At 62.8% G+C, this 18,886-nt stretch carries 13 protein-coding genes; 4 read left to right on the top strand and 9 right to left on the bottom strand.

The genetic code is table 11. The annotated features are described in order from the left end of the window. Positions 1-172: 172 nt before the first annotated feature. The 5 genes from VL598_RS07610 to VL598_RS07590 all read right to left on the bottom strand — a co-directional run bounded on the left by VL598_RS07610 (position 173) and on the right by VL598_RS07590 (position 5,924). Positions 173-1,129 carry a spermidine synthase gene (locus tag VL598_RS07610; protein ID WP_325326092.1) on the bottom strand — a complete coding sequence of 319 codons (957 nt, stop codon included), beginning with the start codon at positions 1,127-1,129 and terminating at the stop codon, positions 173-175. A 92-nt stretch (positions 1,130-1,221) separates the two neighbouring features. Beyond that, a complete protein-coding gene (locus VL598_RS07605; protein WP_325326091.1) occupies positions 1,222-1,725 on the bottom strand; it encodes a DNA-deoxyinosine glycosylase in 504 nt (167 codons plus the stop codon). Further along, the gene (locus VL598_RS07600; RefSeq protein ID WP_325326090.1) at positions 1,722-2,414 is read right to left on the bottom strand and encodes a chorismate--pyruvate lyase family protein; all 693 of its coding nucleotides are present in this window, start codon (positions 2,412-2,414) and stop codon (positions 1,722-1,724) included. The genes VL598_RS07605 and VL598_RS07600 overlap by 4 nt, the downstream gene beginning before the upstream one ends. Next, a complete protein-coding gene (gene htpG, locus VL598_RS07595) occupies positions 2,411-4,303 on the bottom strand; it encodes a molecular chaperone HtpG (RefSeq protein WP_325326089.1) in 1,893 nt (630 codons plus the stop codon). The genes VL598_RS07600 and htpG overlap by 4 nt, the downstream gene beginning before the upstream one ends. A 127-nt stretch (positions 4,304-4,430) precedes the next feature. After that, positions 4,431-5,924: a PLP-dependent aminotransferase family protein gene (locus VL598_RS07590; RefSeq protein WP_325326088.1), complete on the bottom strand. Its 1,494-nt coding sequence runs from the start codon at positions 5,922-5,924 to the stop codon at positions 4,431-4,433. 154 nt (positions 5,925-6,078) lie between these two features. Between VL598_RS07590 and VL598_RS07585 the strand changes: the two genes are divergently transcribed. From VL598_RS07585 to VL598_RS07570, 4 genes are all read left to right on the top strand, one after another. Continuing rightward, positions 6,079-6,999 (top strand): DMT family transporter, encoded by a 921-nt coding sequence (locus VL598_RS07585; protein ID WP_325326087.1) that lies wholly within the window; start codon positions 6,079-6,081, stop codon positions 6,997-6,999. A gap of 117 nt (positions 7,000-7,116) precedes the next feature. Next, positions 7,117-7,581 (top strand): RidA family protein, encoded by a 465-nt coding sequence (locus VL598_RS07580; protein WP_325326086.1) that lies wholly within the window; start codon positions 7,117-7,119, stop codon positions 7,579-7,581. Positions 7,582-7,594: 13 nt separating this feature from the next. Beyond that, the gene (locus VL598_RS07575) at positions 7,595-8,485 is read left to right on the top strand and encodes a PhzF family phenazine biosynthesis protein (protein WP_325326085.1); all 891 of its coding nucleotides are present in this window, start codon (positions 7,595-7,597) and stop codon (positions 8,483-8,485) included. A 483-nt stretch (positions 8,486-8,968) separates the two neighbouring features. Continuing rightward, entirely contained in the window at positions 8,969-11,320 is a 2,352-nt protein-coding gene (locus tag VL598_RS07570) for a bifunctional diguanylate cyclase/phosphodiesterase (protein ID WP_325326084.1), read from the top strand. Between the two features lie 249 nt (positions 11,321-11,569). Here VL598_RS07570 and VL598_RS07565 read toward each other — a convergent pair whose 3' ends face one another. The 4 genes from VL598_RS07565 to VL598_RS07550 all read right to left on the bottom strand — a co-directional run bounded on the left by VL598_RS07565 (position 11,570) and on the right by VL598_RS07550 (position 18,804). Continuing rightward, positions 11,570-12,028, bottom strand: coding sequence for a CopD family protein (locus VL598_RS07565; protein WP_325326083.1), 459 nt, complete (start codon positions 12,026-12,028; stop codon positions 11,570-11,572). Positions 12,029-12,124: 96 nt separating this feature from the next. Next, positions 12,125-14,443, bottom strand: coding sequence for a DNA topoisomerase IV subunit A (gene parC / locus VL598_RS07560; RefSeq protein ID WP_325326082.1), 2,319 nt, complete (start codon positions 14,441-14,443; stop codon positions 12,125-12,127). A gap of 75 nt (positions 14,444-14,518) precedes the next feature. Further along, positions 14,519-16,504, bottom strand: a complete 1,986-nt coding sequence (locus tag VL598_RS07555) for a DNA topoisomerase IV subunit B (RefSeq protein ID WP_325326081.1) — start codon at positions 16,502-16,504, stop codon at positions 14,519-14,521. A 359-nt stretch (positions 16,505-16,863) separates the two neighbouring features. After that, on the bottom strand, positions 16,864-18,804 hold the full coding sequence (locus VL598_RS07550; protein WP_422664563.1) for an ATP-binding cassette domain-containing protein: 1,941 nt from the start codon (positions 18,802-18,804) through the stop codon (positions 16,864-16,866). Positions 18,805-18,886 lie beyond the last annotated feature (82 nt).

The following is an 18,886-nucleotide window of genomic DNA, read 5'->3' as shown; positions in this document are numbered from 1 at the left end:
AAAGCTTATGGCTTAGGTCATGGCTTACGTCAGCAGGCCGGTGGGCCCGGTGGAGCTGAGCAGCGGCGTCAGAGGCCCAAGCGCCGAAAAGACGTCCATCGGCGTAAGAGCGCGCGCACTGTGCCGGCCGCATCGCGTAAACGCATCGCGGCCGGCACGGCCCCTGAAGGCGTCAGATCGAGAACGTGTCGGACTTGGCGTCGAGCGAGGCACGCAAGCCCTCGACCCACTTGCCTGCCGGCAGGCCTAGCGTCTTTGCAACGAGCTTCGCGCGTTGCTCGAGTGCAGCAAACGGGACGCTAAGCGCGGGCCCCGAGAAGGCGAGCGCGATGCGGTTGCCATCGTGCACTTCGGGCAGCGCAATGACGCGGCCATCGAAAGCGGTGTTCAGATGCTTCATGTTGCGCACGAAGCTCGGATGGTCGCCAAAGAGGTTGATCGTGACGACACCGGCTTCGGTCAAACACGCGCGCACGGAGCGGTAGAACGCGACGGTATCGAGTACCGGGCCGCGCGCCGTCGCGTCATAGAGATCGATCTGAAGCGCACCGATCGTGCCGTGCTGAGTGCGATCGTTGACGAAATCCCACGCGTCGGCTTCGTGGATGGTGAGACGGGCGTCGTCAGGCGGAAGCGCGAACATCGTGCGCGCGGCGACGACGACAGCCGGGTTCAGCTCGACCGCCTCCACGCTAGCGCGCGGCAAAAAGCGGTAGGCGAACTTCGTCAGGGATGCCGCACCGAGACCCAACTGGACGATGCGCTTGGGCGTCTCGAGAAAAAGCAGCCAGGCCATCATTTGCTGCGCGTACTCGAGCTCGAGCACATCGGGCTTCTTGAGGCGCATCGCGCCTTGTACCCATTCCGTGCCGAAATGCAAATAACGCACGCCCCCTTCTTCGGAGAACGTGACAGGCGCGAAGCGCGGTTTGCGCGGGATATCGATGCGCGGCGCATCCTCCAGTCCCGGTGCGTGTTTGCCGTTCGCCCGCTTTCGCTTAGGCGTTGCATCCGGGTGCACGGCGATGTCGTCTTCGGTGCGGTCGATCTGGCCGCGCTTGCTTTGCGGTTTGTCGCTGCTGCTAAAGGCGCGAGCTTCAGCCGACGCGCGCTTGATGAGAGTGGTCATGACTAGGTGGTGTCGCGCGTCAGGCGCGCGATGGTTGAAACGGACGAGAGGATAGCATTGCGCCGTTCGCGTGCCGTTTTTGCGCTTGCCCGCTACTCGACTGGCAACCACCCGCGCAATGTCTCCCAAGCGCGTAGCTTGTCGACATAGGGCATGGCCGCATGCGCCGGACTGCTGGAAGGCAGGATCAAGCAGGCGATCACGCTCGGGCGCGCTGAGAGCGCACGCATGCCGATCTTCGCGGCGGTGCCACCATTGAATGCCACGGCAACAAGGTTCGGCAATGTATCGATGAGCGTGATGAGGTCGTTGCTCGCATGATCGCGGATGCGACTGTCGAGGCTGCCCTCACGACGCGCCTCGGCGATCACGTCCCATAACCCGATGCGATGAGTGAGCAAGGTTTCCAAACGGTCGGTGTAGGGCATGTCCCGCAGGTTTGCCCCAATCACATCGCCGACCAGCGACCAAAATCGGTTTTGCCGATGCGCGTAGTACTGTCCCTGCGCGAGCGACGCCTCGCCGGGCAAGCTGCCGAGAATAAGCACACGCGTGCGCTCATCGACGACAGGCGCGAACGAGCGCTTGAGCATCATGTTGCAAGCGAAGGAGGATGAGGATGCGACGCATCGGGCACATGCGAAGAGCACTCACCCCGATCGACATCGTGCGCGAGCGCCATCGCCTCCCCCGCCTGCCCGCTTGGCAGCTTGCGCCGCTCAGCGAGACACGCCCACAGCGCCGGCAGCATGCACTCGGTCACCATCAGCGGCGCCCCATGGCGCATGAACACGGAACGGCGCGCGAGCAGCGCGTGGGGTACTTTGCTTGCGAACTCGCGGCGCGCCAACGCGAAAAGCGGATGACGCGCGGTATGCCTTGCACTGACGAGGCCGGAACGCGAGACCGCCCCGTCGTCGTAAAGCAGTTCGGCAAGCGGACGCGCCGAAAGGCGGCGCATCGATTGCCAGACGCCGCGGCTCGTCGCGAGCGGCGCGACGCTGTGCGCTACGACGAACGGCACGCCGTCCACGAGCAGCACCACTTCGCGCACCCACACGGGCTCGCGCAAAGCGACGCCCAGCGCCGTGTGCTCATCGGCCCACGCGGGCGCGACGGCCTCACGCGTCACGCGCACCGTCACAGCGCCGAGCGTACGCAAGTGCGCCGTGAGGGAGCTGCCACGCGTGAGCCAGTCCTTCTGATCGAAGGTGAGCGACGGGCGCAGCGCCGCTCGCCACGCCGCGCTTGCCGCCGCGAGACGAAGCGGGCGCGCGTGCATCATCGCGTAAGCAGCAGCGAGTTCGTGCGCTTGACGAAGCTGGCCGGGTCTTCGAGCATCCCGCCTTCCGCGAGCACCGCCTGATCGAACAACAGATGACACCAGTCGTCGAAATCCCCATGCTCGGGTGTCAAGCCCTTGACGAGCGCGTGCTCGGGATTCACTTCCAGGATCGGCTTGGAATCGGGCGCCTGCTGGCCAGCGGCCTTCAACATGCGCTGCAGGTATCCGCTCATTTCCCCTTCGTCGGCGACGAGGCACGAAGGCGAATCCGTGAGGCGGAACGTGAGCCGCACGTCCTTCGCCTTGTCCTTCAACGCCTCCTTCATCTTCTCGACGAGCGGCTTCATCGTTTCGCCCAGCTGCTCGTGCGCCTTCTTTTCCTCATCGTCGAAGGCAGCAAGGTCGAGGTCCCCGCGCGCCACGCTCGCGAGCGGCTTGCCGTCGAACTCGGTGAAGTACGAGAGCGCCCACTCGTCAACGCGATCGGACAGCAGCAAGACCTCGACCCCTTTCTTGCGGAACACCTCAAGATGGGGGCTGTTCTTTGCCGCCTGCCAAGTGTCGGCGCTGACGTAGTAAATCTTCGTCTGCTCGGGCTTCATGCGCGCGACGTACTCGGCGAGCGAGACCGTCTGCTCCGCCGAATCGGTGTGCGTGCTGGCAAAGCGCAAAAGCTTCGCGATCCGCTCGCGGTTCGCAAAGTCTTCGCCAAGCCCTTCCTTCAGAACCTGCCCGAACTCCTTCCAGAACGCCGCATACTGGGCCTTGCCTTCATCGGTCTCGGCGTTTGCGAGCTCCTCGAGCATCGAGAGTGCGCGTTTGGTCACACCCTCACGAATCGCCTTCACGTCGCGGCTTTCTTGCAGAATTTCGCGAGAGACGTTGAGCGGCAAATCGCTCGAATCGACAACGCCCTTGATGAAGCGCAGAAACGACGGCAGCAGTTGCTCGGCGTCGTCCATGATGAAGACGCGCTTGACGTAGAGCTTGAGCCCGCCCTGGCGATCGCGGTTCCACAGATCGAATGGCGCGCGCTGCGGCACGTAGAGCAGCTGAACGTATTCGCTGCGGCCTTCCACGCGGTTGTGGGTCCAGGTCAGCGGATTCTCGTGGTCATGCGAGATGTGCTGATAGAACTGCTGGTATTGCTCATCCGTGATCTCGCTTTTCGGGCGCGTCCACAATGCGCTTGCCTGGTTGACGGTCTCGTCCTCGTCCTTCTCGACCATCTCGCCCTTTTCGCTGTCCCATTCCTCTTTCTTCATGAGGATCGGCAGCGCCACGTGATCGGAATACTTGCGAATGATCGAGCGCAGCTGGTAGCTCGAGAGCAGCTCGTCCTCGCCTTCGCGCAAATGCAGCGTAATCGTCGTGCCGCGCGCTTTGCGCTCGATCGTCTCCACCGAGAAGTCGCCCTCGCCCGCGCTGACCCAGCGCACGCCTTCGGACGCCGCCAAACCCGCGCGGCGCGTCTCGACGGTGATCTTGTCGGCGACAATGAAGCCGGAGTAGAAACCAACGCCGAACTGGCCGATGAGCGCGGCATCCTGTTGCTGGTCGCCCGACAGTTGCGAGAAGAATTCCTTCGTCCCCGAGCGCGCAATCGTGCCGAGATGCGAGATTGCCTCATCCCGGCTCATGCCGATACCGTTGTCGTCAATGATCACCGTGCGCGCGGCTTTGTCATACGACACGCGGATGCGCAGATTCGAATCGTCCTCGAACAGTTCGCTCTTGGCGATTGCCTCGAAGCGAAGCTTGTCGGCAGCGTCCGACGCATTCGAAATCAGCTCTCGCAGGAAAATTTCCTTGTTGCTGTAAAGCGAATGGATCATCAGTTGCAGAAGCTGCTTCACTTCTGCCTGAAAGCTCAGGGTTTCTTGTGCCATGCTCTCGGTTCCCAGTTTCTTGGTGGATGACGGTAACGCGTGCGATACGCGGCGCACTCGCTCGTGCGAGCCCCACAGCCCGACAGCGCATCGCCAATGCCGATGCGTGCTGGCCGCGAACGAGCACTCAATTGGGGACGCTCGCCACCGATTTCAAGTGTCCCGAAACGCGATTGCCGTCGACGCGGTTGCCATCGAGATAGCCGGCCAGGAATCCGGGCAGCGCCGGATCGCCGCAGTTGGCAACGTTAAAGCGCATCCAGGACGTGGGCGACTGGTGTGGCGAAAAGAGGCTTCCCGGCGCAAGCAAAAAGCCGGCCTCCTGACCAGCAGCGGCGAAAGAGTCCGCGTCAACGCCGGCGTCGGCCCATAGGAACATCCCCGCCGTCGGTGCGGTAAAGAGCTTGAGCCCGGCTGACTCGAGCATCCGGGCGCACTTGTCGCGCACGCCATCAAGACGCGCGCGCAATCGTTCGACATGTCGCCGGTAGTGACCCTCGGTCAGCACCTTGTAGAGCAAGCGCTCGTTGAGTTCGGGCGTCGTCATGCCGACGAGCAGCTTCTGGTCAGCAAGCAAACGCGCCACGTCAAGCGCACACGCGGCAAAGCCGACACGCAGGTTGGCCGCGAGCGTCTTCGAAAAACTGCCGAGGTAGATGACGCGCTTCAACTGATCGAGGCTGGCAAGGCGCGTTGCTGGATAGCCGGGTGGGCACAGATCGCCGGAGACGTCGTCCTCGACAACGATGAAATCGTACGCTTCCGCGAGCCGCAGGATGCGAAATGCCTGCGCGGGCGTCACCGACGTGCCGGTCGGGTTGTGCAGCATCGAGTTGATCACGAGCATCTTTGGCCGCCAGGTGGCGACGAGCGATTCGAGCGCGTCGACATCGGGACCGCACGCGGTGTACGGCATGCCGACGAGCCGCGCGCCCTGCGAAGCAAAACAGCCGAACATCTGGAACCAGGCCGGATCGCCGACGATCACGGCATCGCCCGGCTGCACATAAAGGCGCGCGATCAAATCGATGGCCTGTGTAATGCCCGAAACAAGCACGATCTGCTCGGGTGCAGCTCCAATCTCGAGCTCCTCAAGGCGCGTTTGCAGTTGCTGACGCAGCGGCAAAAACCCTTGCGCCGTGCCCATGCCGACCCACTGCCCGGCGCTTTGTCGACCGAGCGTGCGCAGCGCGCTTGCAACGAGGTCGCCATCGAGCCAGCGCCCCGGCAGATGACCGAGCCCCGGCCCCTTTTCCGGACTGCTCATGTGCAGCGTGTTGCGCAAGAGCCAGGCAACATCGATCGTGCTCGGAGCCGGCTCGACGCGCGCCGGCTGCCTGGGCCGCACCTCGGGGTCCCCCGCTGCGCCGTCACGCACATAGAAGCCCGAGCCGCGCCTGGACTCCAGATACCCCTGTGCGACGAGCCGCTCATAAGCCTCGACGACGGTGAACCTTGAAATGCCCTTGTCCTGCGCGAGCTTGCGGATCGATGGCATGCGCATGCCAGGGCGGAACACCCGCTCCTCGATACGCCGACGAGCCCACTGCACGAGCTGTTCGACCAGCGTCAGGGCCGACGTGCCGTGCGGCGCGGGAATGAGATCAAGTGGAACTGACATGCCGACACCCCGACTGTACCGAAAAGTATCGCAGCGATTGTACCGTTACTGTGCTGGCCGCAGCGATTAAAGTCAAAGGGTTGTCCCCTTGGTAACGTTCGAAGGAAGTCCCTTAGGGGACAAGGCCGGACGTCAAACCGGAGTCAGCTATACGATGAATTCACGCGAATCGCAGGGCATGATGCTTGGTCTCGTCGGCGTGCTGATTTTCAGCCTGACGTTGCCGATGACGCGCATCGTCGTCCACGAGTTTTCACCCGTCCTGAGCGGGCTCGGCCGCGCGCTCGTCGCTGCGGTGCCGGCAGGCGCCTTGCTCGCATGGCGGCGAGAGAGACGACCGACGCTTGTGCAACTCAAAGGCCTTGCTGTCGTCGCGCTCGGCGTCATCATCGCCTTCCCGGTGCTATCGGCCTGGGCGATGAAGACGGTCCCGTCGTCGCATGGCGCGATCGTCATGGGGTTGCAGCCGCTCTTCGTCGCGGTCTATGCGGCATGGCTTGCGCACGAGCGCCCATCGGCAGGGTTTTGGGCGAGCGCGGTGCTCGGCAGCGCGCTCGTCGTCGCCTATGCGATCGATGCAGGCGGCGGAACACCGGCGCCCGGCGACGCCTTGATGCTGCTCTCCGTGGCCATCGGCGCGCTCGGCTATGCAGAAGGGGCGCGCCTCGCGCGCCAGATGGGCGGCTGGCAGGTAATCTGCTGGACGCTTGTCATCGCCGCACCGTTCATCCTCTTGCCCGTCGTCTGGCTCGCTTGGCAAGCCCATCTCCATCACCCAGGCCCCGTCGCGTTCAAGACTTGGCTGGCGTTCGGCTACATATCGCTCTTCTCGCAGCTCATCGGCTTTTTCGCCTGGTATGCGGGGCTTGCCCGCGGCGGCATCGCGCGCGTCGGGCAGGTACAACTACTCCAAATCTTCTTCACAATGGCGTTGGCCGCGCTATTCTTTGGCGAATCGGTCAATTCTTCAACATGGCTCTTCGCTGCCGCTGTGATCGCGACGGTGCTCGTTGGCCGCAAAGCCGGCGTGCGCACGGCAGTGCCAACGCCTGCCACCGTGCGTCCCGAGCGTTAGTGGCGAGCTTCGCGTCGCAAGGCGGCGTGGGCCAACGGCTATGCGCATTGCGAAGCATGCCTTTCGATTCATTTTCAGTTCACGTTTTTCAGTTCATTCACTCACCGAGGACATTCCATGACTCAGCACAACATCTACGACAAGCTCGAGACGCTCGGCATCGAGCTCCCACAAGCCGGCAGCCCGGCGGCCGCCTACGTGATGTCCGCGCAATCGGGCAACACGGTCTATGTATCCGGGCATATTGCGAAGAAGGACGGCAAGCCCTGGGTCGGCAAGCTCGGCGCGACCATGACCACCGATGAAGGCAAACAAGCCGCCCGCGCAATCGCAATCGATCTGCTCGCCACGCTCCATGCGCATACGGGCGACCTCAATCGCGTCAAGCGGATCGTCAAGCTCATGAGCCTCGTGAATTCGACGCTCGACTACACCGAGCAGCACCTCGTGACCAACGGTGCATCGGAGTTCCTGGTCGAGGTGTTCGGCGATGCAGGCAAGCACGCCCGCTCGGCGTTCGGCGTCGCGCAGATTCCGACCGGCGCCTGCGTCGAAATCGAACTCATCGCCGAAGTGGCATAAAGGAGACGCGCCGATGCCCTCGCACCCCGTCCGCTTCCAGCAGGTCGATGTGTTTTCGGCTGTACCGTTCAAGGGTAATCCGCTCGCCGTCATTTTCGACGCTGACTCGTTGAGTACCGACGCCATGCAGGACATCGCCCGGTGGACGAACCTGTCGGAAACCACGTTCATCTGCAAGCCGACCGACCCGTCTGCTGATTATTTCGTGCGCATCTTCACGCCCGATTCCGAGCTGCCGTTCGCGGGCCACCCGACTCTCGGCACGGCTCACGCCCTGATCGAAAGCGGCTACCAGCCCAAGCAGGCAGGCAGGCTGGTTCAACAGTGTGGCGTTGGCCTCGTCGAAATCGAGGAGCGCGCAGGCGGGCTGCGTGCCTTCGCCGCGCCGCCTGCGCGCATGACGCCGCTGGCCGAAAGCGAGTACGGGACGCTGAAGGCACTCCTTGGCACCGATGCGATCGATTTGAGCCGCGCGGCGCCGAGCGTCGTCAACAACGGGCCGAGCTGGCTCGTGGTCGGCATGGCATCGCCCGCGGCCTGCCTCGCCGTCAACCCGGAGCCCACCTCGCTGCTGGCTTTCGCCAAACGCATCGGCGCAACGGGCTTTGCGCTTCATGCGCCGCACCCGGAGGACGGGCCGGCCACGCTCGAAGTGCGCTGCATTGTCGCCGAGGGCCAGTCTTCGGTTTACGAAGACCCGGTCACCGGAAGTGCCAACGCAGGGCTCGCCGCGTTGCTTGCAACGTGCGGATGCCGCCCGGGCGCACGTTACACCGTTCGTCAGGGCACGGCACTCGGGCGCGACGGCCGGGTTTTCGTCGACTACGACGACGCCCGCGGCAAAACCTGGATCGGCGGCGCTGCCGTTACGGTCGTCGCAGGAACGATTCAGCTCTCCTCCTGAAGCCGCAGGCACGGCCTTCACGCCACGCCTGCTGTTTTCGTCCCAGCCGGCCGCCGTCGCGAGCCCACCTCGTCGCGGCACCGGCTCCAGTCCCTCCCCCACCCTGCGCTCCTGCGCCGCTCGCCCACGAGCGCCAGACGGCCGCTCGCCGCGCCCACCGATGCTCAAATCGCACACGCAATACAGCACGCGGACAGTATTCTCGAAAGAAAATGAAATCAAATGCACGCGTCTTTCGGTCAAGAAATCTGGCTTTCTGCCGAAAACATGCCAGGGTATCCACAGGTAAACCCCATTAAGCGAGACTATCTAAAGCGCTGACCATTCAGTAATATCCCTGCTGAACAACGTTCGGCGAGGAATAAACCGGGAAACCCTGGAAACTTTGCACTTATTCTTAAATCGCGCCGCAGCCCGGCCACGCACAATGCTCGCCATGCAGCTCATATACGCAGCCCCATTGTCGACATCCGCTGACGCCCGATGAACCTACCCCGGCCCCATTTAGCCCGTGATGCACGCGCGGGGCACGACCCGCGGCGGCGGGCTCTGATCGCAATCCCGGTACTTGGTCTGCTCGTGCTGGTACTGCTGTGGACCGTCATCTCTGCGCGCCTTTCAGTCGAGCGCGAATCGACAAATCGAGAAGCCGCAGCATCGGCTGCCATTCTTTCAGCCGCGCTCGAGCAGCACACGATCAAAGCGATACACCAAGTCGATCAAATCACACGCTTTGTCAAATTCGAATTTGAGAAAAGCCCCCGCAACTTTGATTTGCGCAGTACGGTCGAAAAGGGCGTCGTGCAAAGCGACACGCTCGTACAAGTTTCGTTGATCGACGAACATGGCCTTTTGATCGCATCAACGGCGGAGGCGAATCCCTTACCCGTCGACCTTTCCGATCGCATGCACTTCAAAGTGCACGAGCATGAAAACGACGACCATCTCTATATCAGCACGCCGGTGCTCGGCCGCGTTTCTCGCCAGTGGACCCTGCAAATGACGCGGCGCCTGAATCACCGCGACGGGTCATTCGCGGGCGTGGTGGTCGTGTCCGAGAACCCAGGCTATTTCACGGGCGACTTCTATAACAACGCAGCAATTGGCAAGGATGGAGTCATCGCGGTCATCGCGGACAGCGGCGCCGTACTCGCTCGCCGTACCGGCGCAGTCAACGACCCGCTCGGCTCGTTTTCGGCAAGCGGCGTCTATCCGATCTCGCAGCAGGCGTCCGGGACGTTGGTCGATCCAATCGATGGCGTCAAGCGCATCGTTTCCTACCGCCATATCGACGGCTATCCGATGGCCGTGCTCGTCGGCCTGTCCAAAACCGAGGAGTTTGCCGACTATCGCCACACACGCGATATCTACTTGCTGATGGCAGGGTTCATCTCGCTCGTGATGCTCGGGTTCTTCGCCGTAGCAACGGGGCTCATTGGCAGGTTGCTCGGCCGCGAGCGCGAAATGACGCATCTCGTGCAATGCGACCTGCTGACCGGCCTGCGCAACCGGTACGCCACGCTGCAGAGCTTGCGGCATGACGTTGCCGATCCAGCCAACGTCGGCCACCTCGCGATCCTTTTCATCGATATCGACAACTTCAAGACGGTCAACGATACGCTCGGTCACAACGCCGGCGACATCGTGCTCCAGATGACGGCGTCGCGCCTGGCCAATGCCGTCGGTAGCTCCGGCGAGCTCTCGCGCATCGGCGGCGACGAGTTCGTCGTTGTGCTCAAGGGCGCCGACGTCGAGCAGCAGGCGGTCGAACTGGCCGAGAAGATGCGCGACGTATTCGAGGAGCCTTTCGACGTCCGCGGCAGCTCCTTCGTGTTGCATGCGAGCATCGGCATCGCGCTCTATTCGGTCGCCAGCGAAAGTGAAATCGATCTGCTCAAAAAGGCCGATCTCGCCATGTACAGTGCCAAGGATGCCGGCAAGAACTGCTATCAGTTCTATATGCCGCACTTGTCGCATCGCGCCGACCATCTCATGCAATGGGAGCAGCAGCTTCGCGTCGCGCTCGCCGAGCAGCAGCTTTTTCTGGTCTATCAACCCAAAATCGATCTCGCCCGGCGCTGCATCACCGGTTTCGAGGCACTCGTGCGATGGAACCATCCGCAACATGGCCTCATTGCAGCCAGCGATTTCATTCCTGTTGCCGAATCCACCGGACTTATCGTGCCGATCGGCGACTTTGTCATCGGCGAAGCCTGCAGGCAGCTGGCAATATGGCAAGAGCAGGGCTTCGAGACGCTGACGCTTGCCGTCAACATATCCGCGATGCAGTTCTGGCGCGGCGATCTTTATGAAACCATCGCACGCACGATCGGGGAGACCGGCATCGCAGCCCATCGGCTCGAACTCGAGATCACCGAGACCGCCATGATGGAGTACCCCGACCTCGTGGCCGAAAAAATCGCTGCGCTCAAGAAAGGCCTCGGCGTCACCATTGCGCTTGACGACTTTGGAACGGGGTACTCATCGCTCTCGTACCTGAACCGTTTTTCCGTCGACACACTCAAGGTCGACCGCTCGTTCGTGCAGGCGATTCCCGCTGACCACAGCGTGTGCGTCATGGTATCCGCGATCGTCAACCTCGCTCGTTCACTCGGACTCACGGTGGTCGTCGAAGGCACTGAAACCGAAGAGCAGATTGCGTGGCTCTCGGCACTCGGGAACATTCAGGCGCAAGGCTTTCTGTTCTCGCGCCCCGTGCCCGCCGAGGGCGTCGCTCCCCTCCTCGAGCGCTTCGGCGCATGCGGGATGCGCGAATCGATGGCGCTCCTGGGCGACACGCGGAACCGGACGCGCGGCCAGTCGTTTGAAGTTTGATCCCGCTCTTCGCGTGTGTGAAGTGCGGCCACACCGCGAACGCCGATCACGTCGGTGTGCTGAACTTTTAGCGGGGGGGCACGCTGTTATGGCCTGTGGAGGAGCGGCGCAGTCGGGCCGCCCGGTGAAGCAGGAACCCACTTAGGCACCAGCCTTCGCGGCCTAAGCGCAGTAGGAATCCCCGTCATTCATGGCGGGGAGGATGTCAAAACCAGAACAGCCAGGGACCGGCCGCTCGGCTATGCGCGGTTAGAAACCGCGCGAATAGACCGCAGCAGCAATCGTGACGACGCCGAGCACGAGATTCACGAGCACGAGCTTGCGCATCGTTTCGACGGATCGGGCGCCATCGAGCCATACCTGTGCCTGCACGGCGCGACGGATGCGCGGAAACACCGCAAAGCGCAAATGCCCGAACACGAGCATCATGACAACGCCCAGTGCAGCCATCAGATTCAGCGGCCACGGAGCATGCCCGCCGCCAAATACATGGAGCAGGAAGCCGCCGGAGAGCAGGATAACGACAACTGCCGCGCCAACCCAATTCAAGAATCGTCCGAAAACGGCTTCGATGAGCGGCAAGCGCAACTGCGGCGACACGTCCAGAAGCGCCGGGCGCAGGCAGAAATGCGCAAAGATCATGCCGCCGACCCAAACGATTACAGCAATCAAATGAAGGAACAAGGCGACGTTGATGGCAATAGGCATGGTGAGGCTTCTCTGTTAATTCTTTGCTAATTCGCTGCTAAGAATTGGGTTAATCAAATAATGGTGGATACGGCGCACTCGCGGTGCGCCGCTTCATCAGCCGAGCGCGGGACGCAGCGAATCAAAAATCTTGATGCGTGTGTCGGGTGCACGCCCGCGGCGGGCGCGCTTGCCGATATGCGCCTCGAGCGCAGCGCCTGCAAGCTTCTCCTCTTGCGGCTTGCCGCCACGCCCGGTACCCAGCAGCACGACGCCCGCCGAACCGATCGCGAGCGCCTGCACGAGCGTCTCCTTCTCGTCGAGCATCATGAGCGTAATGCCGCGCCCACCGCCGGACAGCGTCTTCATCTCATCGAGCCCGAACACGAGCAGGCGCCCCGCACTCGAAAGGCAGGCGACGTGCGTTGCATCCGGCAGAACGGGCATCGGCGCGAGCGGCTTGGCCCCCGCGTCGATCGTCATGAACGCCTTACCCGCCTTCACACGGCTCACCATATCGCCGAGTTTGGCGATGAACCCAAACCCGTTGCTCGACGCGAGCAGGAGTGCCTGATCCGCGCTCGCGGCGTAGTAATGGAGCAGGTGCGTGCCGGCCTCCAACTCGATCAACGAAGTGACCGGATGACCGTCGCCGCGCCCCCCCGGCAGCGCGGCGACCGCCACCGAATAGACGCGTCCCGAGCTGCCCCAGGCGACAAGCATGTCGGGCGTGCGGCACTGGAACGCGGCATAAAGGCCGTCGCCATCCTTGAACGAGAAACCGGCCGCATCGAGCCCATGGCCTTTGAGCGCGCGCACCCAGCCACGGCGCGACACAACGACGGTCACCGGCTCGTCGACGACACGCGCTTCGACCGTCGCGCGCTTTTCTTCCTGAATCAACGTGCGTCGCTCGTCGCCATACTGCTTTCCGTCGGCTTCGATTTCCTTGACGATCTGGCGTTTCATCACCGTGTCGCTCGCGAGCAACTCCTCGAGCTTCGCCTTTTCATCGCGCAGCGACTGCAACTCTTTCTCGATCTTGATCTTTTCGAGCCGTGCGAGCTGCCTCAATCGGATTTCGAGAATATCCTCGGCTTGCCGATCCGAAAGACCGAACGCCGCGATGAGCGCCGCCTTCGGTTCCTCCGACTCACGGATGATCCGGATCACCTCGTCGATGTTGAGGAAGACGATCATCCGCCCTTCGAGGATGTGGATGCGATCGTCGACTTTCGCCAGCCGATGGCGAGTGCGGCGCGTCACTGTCGCAAAGCGGAAGCCGATCCATTCCCGCAGGATGTCGGCAATACCCTTCTGCTTCGGCCGCCCGTCGGCCCCGATCATCACGAGGTTGAGCGGCGCATTCGATTCGAGACTCGTATGCGCGAGCAACGAATTAACGAACTCTGCCTGATCGATGCGGCTCGATTTGGGCTCGAAGACGAGCCGCACAGGCGCATCCTTACCCGACTCGTCGCGCACCGTATCGACGAGCGCGAGCAGGGTTTGCTTCAGTTGCAATTGCTCGGGCGTGAGCGTCTTTTTGCCGAGCTTCACCTTCGGGTTCGTGATCTCCTCGATTTCCTCGAGGACTTTTTGCCCGGATGTGTTCGGCGGCAACTCAGTGACGACGAGCTGCCACTGCCCGCGCGCAAGCTCCTCGATTTTCCAGCGTGCCCGCACCTTGAGGCTGCCGCGTCCCGTCTCGTAAGCCGCGGCGATTTCAGCCGCGCTCGAGATGATCTGCCCGCCGCCGGGGAAATCCGGCCCCGGCAGGTGTGTCATCAGTTCGCTGTGCGAAATGTCCGGATGCCGAATCATCGCGACGGCTGCGGTCGCCACTTCGCGCAAATTGTGGGATGGCATCTCTGTGGCGAGGCCCACGGCGATGCCTGATGCCCCGTTGAGCAGCAGAAACGGCAACCGCGCCGGCAACAGCTTCGGTTCCTGGAACGAGCCGTCGTAGTTCGGCATGAAATCGACGGTGCCCTCGTCGATTTCCTCCAGCAACAGGCGGGCAATCGGCGTGAGGCGCGCCTCCGTGTAACGCATTGCCGCAGCGCCGTCGCCATCGCGAGAACCGAAATTGCCCTGACCGTCGATGAGCGGGTAGCGCATCGAAAAGCCCTGCGCCAAACGTACGAGCGCATCGTAGGCCGACTGGTCGCCATGCGGATGGTACTTGCCAAGCACGTCACCAACGACGCGCGCCGACTTCACCGGCTTTGCGTCGGCCGCAAGCCCCATCTCGCTCATCGCAAAAAGGATGCGTCGCTGCACGGGCTTTTGGCCGTCGCTCACATCGGGCAGCGCGCGACCCTTGACGACACTCACCGCATAGTCGAGATAGGCACGCTCGGCGTAGCGGCCGAGCGTCAGGGATTCGCCGTCGGGTACGACGGCCGGGGCAAACAAATCGTCTTCTTGAGCCATCGAGGGGGTAGTCCGTATTCAGAAAGGCGCGTGTTGACAGTCAGGCAGTCGGGCAATCGATTGCGTCGCTGCCGCTCAGATGTCGGCCTCGACTTCGTTGCCCTTCTCTTCGAGCCAGCTGCGGCGCGCCGCCGCTTCGCCTTTGCCCATCAGCATCGTCATGCGCGAGACGGTCGTATCGTAATCGAGCTCGCCGAGCTCGATGGGCATGAGACGCCGCGTATCGGGGTTCATCGTCGTGTCCCAGAGCTGTTCGGCACTCATTTCGCCCAACCCTTTGAAGCGGCTGATGGTCCACTGCGACTCGCGCAGACCGTCTTTTTTCAGCTTGTCGAGGGTTGCCTCAAGCTCGCCTGCGTCGAGCGCATAGAGCTTTTGCGCAGGCTTTTTGCCTCGTGCGGGTGCATCGACACGAAATAGCGGCGGCCGCGCCACGTGCACGTGACCGCGTTCGATCAATTGCGGGAAATGCTTGAAGAACAGCGTCAGCAGCAACACCTGGATATGTGAGCCGTCGACGTCCGCATCAGACAAGATGCAGATCTTCCCGTAGCGCAGATTCGAAAGATCGATGCTGTCGTCGGGATTATGCGGATCCACGCCGATCGCCACCGAGATGTCATGCACCTCGTTGTTTGCGAAGAGCCGGTCACGCTCGGTCTCCCAAGTATTGAGCACCTTGCCGCGCAACGGCAGGATCGCCTGATACTCCTTGTCGCGGCCCATCTTCGCCGAACCGCCGGCCGAATCGCCTTCGACGAGAAAGAGCTCGTTGCGCGACGTATCGGTCGATTCGCAATCGGTCAGCTTGCCCGGCAGCACCGCAACGCCGGAACTCTTTCGCTTTTCGATCTTCTGGCCTGCGCGCGTGCGGGCCTGGGCCTGCCGGATGGCGAGCTCGGCGAGCTTCTTGCCATATTCGACATGCTGATTGAGCCAAAGCTCGAGCGCAGGCTTCACAAACGTGGAGACGAGCTTGACTGCATCGCGGCTATTCAAGCGCTCCTTGATCTGCCCTTGGAACTGTGGATCGAGCACCTTCGCAGACAGCACAAACGACACGCGCGCGAAGACGTCTTCGGCCAGCAGCTTGACGCCCTTCGGCTGCAAATTGTGCAATTCGACGAAGCTTTTGACGGCCTGAAAAAGCCCGTCCCGCAACCCGGCTTCATGGGTGCCGCCCGCCGGTGTGGGAATCAGGTTGACGTAAGACTCTCGCATGAGCGTGCCTTCTTCGCTCCAGGCAACAACCCATGCCGCGCCCTCGCCTTCGGCAAATGCATCTTCGCTCGCGCGCGCGCTATCTGCATAGCGCTCGCCCTCGAAGAGCGGGATCAGCAGCTCGCTGCCGCCCATGCCTTCGAGCAGATAGCCGCGCAGACCGTCCTCGTACTTCCAGCGTTGGCGCTCGCCCGTCTTCTCGATGACGAGCGCCACCTCCACGCCCGGCAGCAGCACTGCCTTCGAGCGCAAGAGGCGTTGCAGCTCGCCGATCGGCACGTTAGGCGAATCGAAGTACTGGGCGTTCGGCAGCACCGTGACGCGTGTGCCCGAGCGCTTGCCGCCCCTCTCGACATCACGGACTTTCAAAGGGCGAACGACATCACCGTCGGCAAAACCGAGCTCGGCGACCTTGCCATCCCGCCACACCATCACATCGAGCCGCGACGCGAGCGCGTTGGTCACCGAAACCCCGACGCCGTGCAGACCGCCCGAGAACGAATAGGCGCCGCCTGTGGCTTTGTCGAACTTGCCCCCCGCGTGCAGGCGCGTGAACACGATTTCGACAACGGGCACATTTTCTTCGGGGTGAAGACCGAATGGAATGCCGCGGCCGTCGTCCTCGACCGAGATCGAGTGATCGGTGTGCAGCGTTACCGTAATCTGGCGGCCGTAGCCGCCGAGGGCCTCGTCGGACGCGTTATCGATGACTTCCTGGATGACATGCAGCGGGTTCTCGGTGCGCGTGTACATACCGGGCCGCTGCTTGACGGGCTCCAGGCCCTTGAGCACCTTGATCGACGCCTCGCTGTATGCGGCGCTTGGCTTTTTCGTGGCCATCGTGTCGTGTTGGTCATCGTTGTCCACAGCCGATGTGGATATCCGCGTGGACAAAGCGTTGAAAGTTCAAAAAAAGCGAATCAGAACAAGCGTGTGACGGGCATGCCCGTGAAACGAGCGGGATGGGCAAACGCCACCGCCATAGCGGCGCTCATGCACCCAGCCCGGAACACTCTGCTCTTCATCGACCTGCCGCGCCCACTAGCCAGAGGGCGCAGACGGCGCGCGGCGTATTTTACTGGTTTCGCCCTGATGAGCAATTCGGCCGAACGGCCGATAACGGGGCTATTGAGGGCGACTCGCTGCGACGTCGCAGCGGTAGCGTTCTACCCGCACCGCCAGATCATCCGGATCGGTCGTCATTTGCGCTTCGCTTCGAGCGACTCCCATCGCTCGAGCGCGGCGAGGAGCTCGTCGTCGATCGCGGCATAGCGCTCCGTGAGCCGAGCGCCCTCGCGCGCATCCTTGGCGAAGATCGAGCCGTCCTCGAGCTGTGCGCCAATTGCCTTTTGCTCGGCCTCCAGCGCGGCGATCTGTTCAGGCAGCGCTTCGAGCTCGCGCTGCTCCTTGAACGAGAGTTTCGCCGCACGCTGCGCATTGCGTGATGCCGCGTTCTCTTTCTGCGCGACCACAGCCGCGCGCGGCGCTTCTTTCGGCGCGCTCTTGGCGGCCTCCTCGGCGAGCCGGGCTGCACGCTCGGTTTGCCTCTGCCAATCGGAGAAGCCCCCCACGGACTCGCGCCACCGGCCGTCACCTTCCGCTGCGATCACCGAAGTGGCGACGTTATCGAGGAACGCGCGGTCGTGGCTGACGAGCAGTACCGTTCCGTCGTAGTCGCCGAGCAGCTCTTCGAGCAACTCGAGCGTCGGAATGTCGAGATCGTTGGTCGGTTCGTCGAGCACGAGCACGTTTGCGGGACGCGCAAAGAGCCTTGCCAGCAGCAACCGGTTGCGCTCGCCGCCCGAGCACGACCTCACCGGGGAGCGCGCACGTTCGGGCTCGAAGAGGAAGTCGCCGAGATAGCTCATCACGTGTTTGCGCGTGCCATTGACTTCGATCCACTCGCTGCCCGGGCTGATCGTATCGGCGAGGCTCTTGTCGAGATCGAGCTGCGCACGCATCTGATCGAAGTAAGCGACCTGCAGATTGGTGCCCCCGCGCACCGTGCCCTCGTCGGGTGCGATTTCTCCGAGAATCAGCTTGAGCAGCGTCGTCTTGCCCGCGCCATTGGGGCCGACGAAGCCGATTTTGTCGCCGCGCATGACCGTCGTCGAAAAGCAGTCGACCACCGTTCGCGCGTCGTAGCGCTTGCTGACGTCGACGAGCTCGGCGACGATCTTGCCCGAGCGCTCGCCCTGCCCGACATCGAGCTTGACATTGCCCTGCGCGTTGCGCCGCTCGGCGCGCTCGCCGCGCATCTGCTCGAGCCGCGCGATGCGCCCGACGCTGCGCGTGCGGCGCGCCTCAACGCCCTTGCGGATCCACGCTTCCTCCTGCGCGAGCAGCTTGTCGAACTTTTCGTTCTCCACGCGCTCGATTTCGAGTTGCTGCGCCTTGCGAGTCTGGTAGGCCGAAAAATTACCCGGATAGGAGAGGAGCCTGCCGCGGTCGAGCTCGACGATACGCGTTGCGACGCGATCGAGGAACGCGCGATCGTGCGTAATGAAAAGCAAGCCAGCCCGCGCGCCGACGAGCAGATCCTCGAGCCAGCGAATACCTTCGAAATCGAGGTGGTTGGTCGGCTCGTCGAGCAGCAGAACATCGGGATCGACAACCAGCGCTCGGGCAAGCGCCACGCGCTTTTGCATGCCCCCCGAAAGCTGGCCCATGCGCGCGTCGCCATCGAGATTCAACTGCGCGAGCGTCGTTGCCACACGCGTGCGCCAGTTCCAGGCGTCGGTCGCATCGAGCTTCGATTGCAGCGTGGTCATGCGTGCCAGCAGCGCGTCGTGAGCGGCGCCCTCGGGTGTCTGCGCGAGCTCGTGCACCACCACATCGTATTCATCGAGCGCCCCACGCGCTTCGGCCAGGCCGAGCGCGACCGTATCGAACACCGTGGCGCCGGAATCGAACTCGGGTTCCTGCGGCACATAAACGGTCAAAAGATCTTGCTGGCGCGTCACGAGCCCGTCGTCGAGGTGCGCAATGCCCGCGATGATCTCCAGGAGCGAAGACTTGCCGGTGCCATTACGGCCGATGAGTCCGACCCGCTCGCCTGCTTCGAGTGAAAAATCCGCATGATCGAGCAGCGGGAAGTGACCGAACGCGAGCTGAGCATCGGCGATGGAGTAAAGCGACATAAGAAGGCGCTGCCTGAAGAATTCAGAAACGCCCATTGTACCGGCGCAAGAGGCGCCGCTGCCTCGCAAGCGATGACTCTGG

It is taken from the genome of Trinickia sp. (assembly GCF_035492435.1).
In the GTDB taxonomy this organism is placed as follows: Bacteria; Pseudomonadota; Gammaproteobacteria; order Burkholderiales; family Burkholderiaceae; genus Trinickia.
This window is presented reverse-complemented; position numbering and strand designations above follow the sequence as displayed.